At 61.1% G+C, this 6,365-nt stretch carries 5 protein-coding genes; 4 read left to right on the forward strand and 1 reads right to left on the reverse strand.

Translation table 11 applies throughout. The features are described from left to right. Window positions 1-60 precede the first annotated feature (60 nt). The 3 genes from HX875_RS18530 to HX875_RS18540 are packed head-to-tail and all read left to right on the forward strand — an operon-like array spanning window position 61 to window position 3,062. Window positions 61-1,416, forward strand: a complete 1,356-nt coding sequence (locus tag HX875_RS18530) for a sensor histidine kinase (protein WP_177044326.1) — start codon at window positions 61-63, stop codon at window positions 1,414-1,416. Continuing rightward, window positions 1,401-1,784 (forward strand): response regulator, encoded by a 384-nt coding sequence (locus HX875_RS18535; protein ID WP_177044327.1) that lies wholly within the window; start codon window positions 1,401-1,403, stop codon window positions 1,782-1,784. The genes HX875_RS18530 and HX875_RS18535 overlap by 16 nt, the downstream gene beginning before the upstream one ends. A gap of 9 nt (window positions 1,785-1,793) precedes the next feature. Next, window positions 1,794-3,062 (forward strand): EAL domain-containing response regulator, encoded by a 1,269-nt coding sequence (locus HX875_RS18540; protein WP_177044328.1) that lies wholly within the window; start codon window positions 1,794-1,796, stop codon window positions 3,060-3,062. Here HX875_RS18540 and HX875_RS18545 read toward each other — a convergent pair. Continuing rightward, window positions 3,043-5,193, reverse strand: coding sequence for a methyl-accepting chemotaxis protein (locus tag HX875_RS18545; RefSeq protein WP_177044329.1), 2,151 nt, complete (start codon window positions 5,191-5,193; stop codon window positions 3,043-3,045). The two genes, HX875_RS18540 and HX875_RS18545, sit on opposite strands and share 20 nt — an antisense overlap. A 337-nt stretch (window positions 5,194-5,530) precedes the next feature. Here HX875_RS18545 and HX875_RS18550 point away from each other — a divergent pair, with 337 nt between their 5' ends. Next, a complete protein-coding gene (locus HX875_RS18550; protein WP_177044337.1) occupies window positions 5,531-6,235 on the forward strand; it encodes a haloacid dehalogenase type II in 705 nt (234 codons plus the stop codon). Window positions 6,236-6,365 lie beyond the last annotated feature (130 nt).

Consider the following 6,365-nt stretch of genomic DNA (forward strand, 5'->3'; position numbering starts at 1 on the left):
GCATGCTCTGCGGCGCTGCCAGTGGCAGCGTCGGGCCTGAAGTCCACGGAACGCCCCGCGATGGAAAAACCTGCTCCCGATAACTCGCCCGAACCCCAATCCCGGGCCGAAAAAATCGTCGAATTCAAACGCCAGAAAACCCTGCTCAAGACCGGTGCCCTGCAAGACGCGATCTTCAACAGCGCCTATTTCTCCAGCATCGCCACCGACGAAAAAGGCGTGATCCAGATTTTTAACGTTGGCGCCGAACGCATGCTTGGCTATGCCGCTGCCGACGTGCTGAACCGCGTCACCCCGGCCGACATTTCCGACCCCGCCGAACTGATCACCCGCGCCGCCGCCCTCAGCCTGGAACTCGACACGCCGATCACCCCCGGCTTTGAAGCCCTGGTGTTCAAGGCGTCCCGGGGCATCGAAGACATTTACGAACTGACCTATATCCGCAAGGACAACAGTCGCCTGTCGGCCATGGTCTCGGTGACGGCCCTTCGCAATAAGAACGACGCGATCATCGGCTACCTGCTGATCGGCACCGACAACACTGCGCGCAAGCAGGAAGAGGCGGAACGCAAAGGCTTCGAGCGCGCCCTGGAAGAAAAGAACCTGGAACTGGAACACGCCAGCCACATGAAGTCCGAGTTCCTCGCCACCATGTCCCACGAGCTGCGCACGCCGCTGAATGCGGTGATCGGTTTTTCCGAGGCGCTCAAGGACGGCCTGGTGGGCGACATGAGCGATATCCAGCGCGAATACATCGGCGACATCTTCACCAGCGGCCAACACTTGCTGTCGCTGATCAACGACATCCTCGACCTGTCCAAGGTCGAGGCCGGAATGATGGACCTGGAGCTGGAAGCCGTGGAATTGGCGGGTTTGTTGGCCAACAGCCTGCTGATCGTGCGGGAAAAGGCCGCCCTGCAACGCATCCAGTTGAAGCTCGAAAGCCCGGATGACTTCGGCACCCTGGAACTGGACCTGCGCAAGACCAAGCAAATCATCTACAACCTGCTGGCCAATGCGGTGAAGTTCAGCGAGCACGGCGGCTCCGTGACCTTGTCGGTGCGCGAGGTCGATCGTGCACAAGTGGGGCAGATACCCGGTGACTGGCCTACCCACGGCTTTGCCCTGCAGCCCAGCGAGCATCAGCAGTTTTTGGAGCTGAGTGTCAGCGACACCGGCATCGGTATTGCCCGCGACGACATGAGCAAGCTGTTCAAGGCTTTCAGCCAGATCGACAGCAGCCTGGCGCGCAAATTCGAAGGCACGGGCCTGGGCCTGGCGATGGTCAAGCAACTGACCGACTTGCACGGTGGCAGCGTCGCCGTGGCCAGCCGTGAGGGCGAAGGCGCGCGCTTTGTGGTGTGGCTGCCGCTGCATCGCGCAGCGGATACGGAGGTCTCGTGGCCGAAATCCTGATCGTCGAAGACAACGAGGCCAATATGCGCCTCGCCCGCCTGCTGCTGGTGAACGCCGGCCACAGCGTGTTGTGGGCGGCCGATGCCGAGACCGGGCTGACCCTGGCCCGGGAAAAACAACCGGCGCTGATCCTGATGGACATCCAGCTGCCCGGCATGGATGGCCTGGCAGCCACCTCCTTGCTTAAGCAAGACCCGCACACCGCGCACATCCCGGTAATCGCCCTGACTGCCATGGCGATGAAGGAAGACCGCGACAAAACCCTGCGGGCCGGCTGCGACGCGTACATCATCAAGCCGCTACGCTACAAAGAGCTGTACCAGGTGATTGATACGCTGCTGCAAAAGAACACTACTCCTCCGACTTGAGTCCTCTCCATGGCCAGCCAACCCGCAACGCTGTTGATCGTTGACGATGAAATCCAGGTACGCAAACTGCTGGAAACCCTGCTGCGTCACGAGGGTTACCAGACAGTCAGTGCCGCCAGTGGCGAAGAAGCCTTGCGGCTGGTGGCGCAGCGGCCGCCGGACTTGATCCTGCTGGACATCATGATGCCGGGCATGGACGGGTATGAAGTGGCCAACCAGCTCAAGGGCAGCCCGGCCACGGCGAACATCCCGATCATCATGCTCTCGGCCCTGAGTGAACCCAGTGCACGGCTGACCGGCCTGGAAACCGGCGCCGAAGAATTCATCAGCAAGCCGGTGGAACGGGTCGAATTGTGGCTGCGGGTGCGCAACCTGCTGCGGCTCAAGGCCCACGGCGACCAGTTGAAAAACCATAGCCTGATGCTTGAGCAGCAACTGCAGCAACGCAGCACGGAAACGGCGCAGATGAACGTTCATGATTTGGCCCGCCTGGACCTGGAACAGGCGTTGCGCCTGGCGGTTGAACGCAACGAGTTCACCCTGCATTACCAACCCAAGGTCGAGTTGGCCAGCGGCCAGGTGTGTGCCCTTGAAGCGCTGTTGCGCTGGGTACGACCGGGTTACGGCGCGGTCTCGCCGGCCGTGTTTGTGCCGATCCTGGAAAGCCTGGGGCTGATCGTGACGGTTGGGCGCTGGGTGATCGATCACGTTTGCCAGCAGATTGCGGTGTGGCAGCGTGGCACCGTGGGGGCGGTCGAGGTGTCGGTGAACGTGTCGGGGCATCAATTGATCGAGGGCGACCTGATCGCCGATATCGGTCGTTTCCTGGTGGAACACGGGGTTGAGCCCCACTGGCTGGAAGTCGAGCTTACCGAAGGCTCGCTGATGGAAAACACCCAGCACACCATCACCAGCCTGCAGCGGTTGCGGGCGATGGGGGTGAAGATTTCCATCGACGACTTCGGCACCGGTTATTCGAGCCTGGCTTACTTGCGGCGGTTTCCCATCGACACGCTGAAGATCGACATTGCGTTTATCCGCGAAGTCACCAGCAACCCCCAGGATGCCGCGATCACCCGCACCATTATCGAACTGGCCCACAGTTTGAACCTGCGGGTAGTGGCCGAAGGCGTGGAAACCCAGGCGCAACTGGAGTTCCTGCGGCACGCCGGCTGCGATCAGATCCAGGGGTATCTGTTCAGCCGCCCGTTGCCGATGCAGGAGCTGGAGCGGCTGTTGCTGGAGAAACGCGGCCTGGTCAGGCCGCCGCCTCACTGACCTCGAACAGGCCCACCAGCTTCTGCAACTTGCTGGCATTGACCCGCACGGTTTCCGCGCTGGTTTGCAAGACCCCCACGGTCAGGCGCATCTGCTCTGAAGAATGGCTGACCTGCTTGATGGTCTTGCCATAGTCCAGGCTGCGGGCGTTGAGCTGCTGGATGATGCTGAACATGCTCTCCACCGCCTGGTGCAGGTGCACGTTTTCCGAAGACGCGTCCTCGGCCAGGCGCAGGCTGCTGTCCACATTGGTGACGCCGTTTTCCATGAAACCGACGGCCTTGCGGGTCTCACCCTGCAGGCCTTCGACCATCTGGCGAATGTCTTCGGCTGCCTTGGAGGTACGTGACGCCAGGGTGCGAACTTCGTCGGCCACCACCGCAAAGCCGCGGCCATGCTCACCGGCCCTCGCCGCTTCGATCGCCGCGTTTAAGGCCAGCAGGTTGGTCTGGTTGGTGATGTCACTGATCAACCCGGTGATGTTGCTGATCTGCGACATACGGCTGTCGAGTAACTGCACGCTTTCGGCGGAGCGCTGCACCACATCGCGAATCGACTGGGTACCGACCTGTACCGCGAGAAATTGCTCGCGGGCCCGGCTGACCACTTCGTCCATGGCCTGCTTCATCTGCTCGGCGCTCACCGAGGCTTGCTGGATTTCCCCCAGTTGCTCTTCGACGATGATCATCATGCGGTGGGTGGCGTCGGCCACTTCATGGGACATCAACCCGGCAGCCTCGCTGCGGCCCAGCATCAACTGGTTGGTGTTGCCAACGCTGTGACTGGCCTTGACCACCTGGCCCACTACCGAGTCCAGGCGGTCGATAAAGCTGTTGATCCAGCGGCTCATGTCGCCGGTCTCGTCGTTGACCATGCGCCCGCTGTCCAGGCGCTGGCGCAGGTTGCCTTCGCCTTCGGCGATGGTGCGGATCACTTCGGTCATTTCATTCAGGCGTGCGGCCAGGCGCCTGGGCCCCAGGCGGCTGAACAGCATGGCCGCCACGACCATGCTCAATACTTCGCACGCATCGGTCCAGGCGGCGGGCAAGCCGCTGTAGTGGCGGACCAGGAAATTGCAGGCAAACAGACCGGCCATGGTCGCCAGATAGGGTTTCATCAGGCCGTGGCTCAGGGAACGCCGACGGTAAACCTCTTCCAGGTCGGCCTCGCACATCATGCCCCAGCGGTCCGGCGAGCCCGGCAGTTCAAAGGTCACGCCCTTGCCCACCACCGGGATGTGGCGGTAGTCGGAGTAGCCGGGATAGGTGACAAACAGGTTCGAGCCCTTGCGGATGGTCTCGCGCACGCCGGGGTGCAGTTGTTGGGTGGCCGGGTCGATAAAGCGCAGTTCCAGTTCGGTGTGGCGCTGGATCTGCACGGTTTTCCACGGTGTGTGCACGCCGCTCTTGAGGTTTTCGCCGTGGGTAAAGGCGCCGTCCTCGAAGCGTGATCGGGACAGCGCGATACCGGGTTGAAGCGCCGGGTCGAAGCGCGATTGCACCATGAACAGGTAGTTGTCGCCGGACTCGGGAAAAATATGCCCGGCCTCGCGCTGGATCAAATCCCCGAGGATGTCGTTGGGCACTCGCCCGCACAGGCAACCGAGCACCCTGCCGTCACGGGTCAACGGTTGGTAGAACATCAGGGTCACTTCGTCATGGAAGCGCGAGGACGAAGGGCCTATCTGCAGGGTCAGCGGGTCGCTGTAGGGACCGTGGAGAAACGGCGCCTTGAGACCGGCGGCCAGGGCTTGATGATTCAGGGCGCGGTGACCGGCCTGGTTCCAGGTGGTGGCCAGCACCTCGCCCTTGAGGTCGACGATAAACAGTTCGGAAAAGTCGCCAGCCTGTTGCAGTTTGTCCAGCAGCAGGCTGTTGTCGGTGAGCACGGTGTCGCGGGTGAGCACGCTGGCCAGTTCGCTGAGGTGTTCCCACTGTTCGCGGGTCCAGGTTTGCAGGAGTTTGACCCGGGTTTCGGCGATGGCTTCGAAAGTTTGCTCCATCACCGGGTACACGCTGCGGTTGAGGCGGCAGGACCAGCCCATGGCGAACTTGCCGGTCTTGCCCCACCAGGGCAGCCAGCTTTTTTCGGCGGAAGATAACTGCATCGTGCTGCTCGACAGGCTGCTCATGGCGGACTCCGGGAGTGATGTCTAATTGCCATAACTCAAGGCAATTAACACGCCAATTAGCTAGCTTGCTATTGATTAGGCTGCCGGGGCCGCTGCGCAGCCCAACGGGAGCAAGCTCCCTCGCCACAAAAAGCTGCATGCAATCAATGGGATGCACCAGTGTGTGGCAGTGAAATCTCTTCGCGCAGGAATTCGATCAGGCCTTGGTGCGTCGGGCTCAGGCGTTCGTTGCCGCTGACCAGTAATTCAACTGAGCTGAAGAGGTTAATTTGATTTCCAACTGACGGGTACGGTTCCTATGCTTCACTCATCACTGACTTCCCTGAACAGGTGCCCCATGTCCCTTGAACACTCCCCTCGCCCGCTCTGGCTGACCTTTGACTGCTACGGTACGTTGATCCAGTGGGATGAGGGCTTGCGTGCGGCAATCGATCAGATCCTCACCGCCAAGGGCGCGCACAGGGTCGATACCGAGACGTTGATCAGCGTGTATGACCGCCATGAACATGCGCTGGAGCAAACTCCGCCGCATCGCAGCTTTCGGACGTTGGCGGGGCTTGCGTTGCAGCAGGCGCTGCAGGAGTTGGGTTTGCCAGCCGATGAGCACGACGCTGCGATCCTGACGGACCGCATCAGTGCGATGCCGCCGTTCCCGGAAGTGGTCAAGACGCTCAAGCAACTTAAGGCCATGGGCTACAAGCTGTGTATTGTCTCCAACACTGATGACGATGTGATTGCCGGCAATGTTGCCCAACTGGGCGGGACCATTGACCGGGTGATCACGGCCCAGCAGGCCGGGGCGTACAAGCCGGATCGGCGGTTGTTTGACTATGCTCATGAGCAGTTGGGGGTGAGTCTTGAGCAGGTGGTGCATATTTGCGCCAGCCCGCACCTGGACCACGCGGCGGCGCGGGATATTGGATTTCGGTGTGTCTGGATTGATCGGGGAACGGGTCGCACATTGCTGCCTGACTACCGGCCGGATGCGATTTTGCCGACACTGGATGGCGTGCTCGGACTGTTTAAGTCGTTGGGGTGGTGAGGTGGTTTTGGGTGCATATCCGTTATTTAGGTAACGGCCACTTATGGTTTCGCTCTTACAGCGAGTCACTTTGCAAAAGCGGCAAAGTAACCAAAACGCTCTGCCCCGCCTGTCGGCACCTCGCCTAGGC

It is taken from the genome of Pseudomonas yamanorum, from assembly GCF_013386765.1.
GTDB lineage: Bacteria > Pseudomonadota > Gammaproteobacteria > Pseudomonadales > Pseudomonadaceae > Aquipseudomonas > Aquipseudomonas yamanorum_A.

Coding starts and splice junctions, on each gene's coding strand:
- HX875_RS18530 (WP_177044326.1), top strand. CDS start 61: ATGGAAAAACCTGCTCCCGATAACTCGCCCGAACCCCAATCCCGGGCC.
- HX875_RS18540 (WP_177044328.1), top strand. CDS start 1,794: ATGGCCAGCCAACCCGCAACGCTGTTGATCGTTGACGATGAAATCCAG.
- HX875_RS18545 (WP_177044329.1), bottom strand. CDS start 5,193: ATGAGCAGCCTGTCGAGCAGCACGATGCAGTTATCTTCCGCCGAAAAA.
- HX875_RS18550 (WP_177044337.1), top strand. CDS start 5,531: ATGTCCCTTGAACACTCCCCTCGCCCGCTCTGGCTGACCTTTGACTGC.